This is a genomic window from Motilimonas pumila, assembly GCF_003596335.1.
Classification (GTDB): Bacteria; Pseudomonadota; Gammaproteobacteria; order Enterobacterales; family CBDFNC01; genus Motilimonas; species Motilimonas pumila.
In genome coordinates, this window is record NZ_QZCH01000086.1 from 1 (window position 1) to 1,701 (window position 1,701).

The following is a 1,701-nucleotide window of genomic DNA, read 5'->3' on the forward strand; positions in this document are numbered from 1 at the left end:
ATCACCGTTATTGATGATTACCTGCAAGACGCCAAAGTATGGCTAGATTACAATCAAGATTTTATTCATCAGGCTGATGAACCTTTTGCCATGACCAATCAAAGTGGAGTTGCAGCACTTTATTTCCCTAATGACGTCGTGCTCGGCGAGCATAATTTGGTCGCACTAGGAATGGTTGGTAAAACCCTTGATACTCGTACTGGCCAGCTCCTTGATAAAGATTACTTGCTAACGACACCACGCGGTCAGCAAGTAATTTCCCCATTAACTTCTGTTGCTCAAGGTTACATCAGTCAAGGGCAAACACTGGAAGGTGCACAAAACGAGATTTGTAACAAGATTGGCGTGACACCTTGTAATATCTATGGCGACTACATCGCCGATGACGCCACCACCTTGCTTGGCTATGCCAGAGCATATATGAACGCCATGCCCAATAGTGCAGACACGGTGGACTACATCGGTGCAGTTGATAAATCCAACATCATCAACGATGCTATTAACGCTTGGATAGCAAACAATAACCTGAGCGCTCAAGCAGTTAACTGGTCTGCACTACAAATGACGGTGAATGAGCTTGGAGCATATGATTTCTCCAGTTCATTTTCCAGTGATTACGAGCAACACCGTTCTACAGCCATCTATGAAGTCGCCTCTGAGCTCGCCAGCTTATTACGAGACAACTACTTCAATGGCTATAAAACCCAATATGACTTAGCAGAAATAAACGCGGGCGCATTTGATTGTCCTAATGGTGGTACACAAACCTACCAAGGTAGCGTACAAGACGGCGGTAACAACGGTACAGGCTCTGTGAGCATTAATCGCACCTTTGTCAACTGCGCCTTTTTTGAAGGCGGCGTGGTAACCAACAGCAAATCTGAATTTTCAAGTCAAAACACCACCGACTACCGGGGCGACATTGTTACACTTAACAACCAGTTTCAAGTAAGTAAACAATTCCAAGCTCAACCCGGCGCGCCCGTTCAAATTGGCAGCAACATCGATTTAACCGCCACGTCAAGTTTACTGGCTGGCACAAAAACCAACTTGACAAACCTAAGCGGCGTAACCAAATACACGGTCAACGGCCAACACTACTTTTTCTCAATACACACACAGGCAAATGCACCACTGCATAATACCAGCACCACAACGGGTAAACTTTATATTCAGGAAAACACCCGTGTGACCGAAGTGATCCTCGACGGCACCAACTGGTCGGTCAACGGGGAAGTCGTGTACGGCGCAGAGTAACCCCATAGCAAGCACTTTACCGCAAGCGTTCAGTGCTTGCGGTATAAGTCATGTAAAATAGGCGCAAGTTGCGCTTATTTTATTTGTGAGCATCAAGCGAACGATTGACAATCACACTTATTTTTCAACATAGACAAATTAAAGAGACGCCCATGAGCTCTAGCTATTTATTAAGAAGTAACATCATTTTGCCTGACGGCAGCACCAGTGAATACGAGTCACTGCAAAGCTTTGCGCCGCTGGTCAGTGAATATTACCTGCACCACTCTCCCGTACTGGACTTATATAACAAGCTAGGGGAGCGTGAAACCAACAAATTTAAAATCAGTTATACCGAGCACTGCCCCGTGGTCTGTGAAGGCTATGAGCAATATCAGGCTAAAACGTTTAAGCCAGAGGCGTACCTGCGTCACTTTGGCCAAGTCGAATTTTTAGCCACCAAAC

General features: G+C 45.7%; 2 protein-coding genes. Both read left to right on the forward strand.

Features of this window, described 5'->3' with window-relative positions; genetic code table 11:
• On the forward strand, nucleotides 1-1,257 hold a 1,257-nt coding region (locus tag D1Z90_RS21415; protein WP_232525328.1), incomplete at its 5' end, for a hypothetical protein.
• Nucleotides 1,258-1,409: 152 nt separating this feature from the next.
• Nucleotides 1,410-1,701, forward strand: a 292-nt coding sequence (locus D1Z90_RS20495) for a hypothetical protein (RefSeq protein WP_147378819.1), incomplete at its 3' end; no start/stop codon positions are given.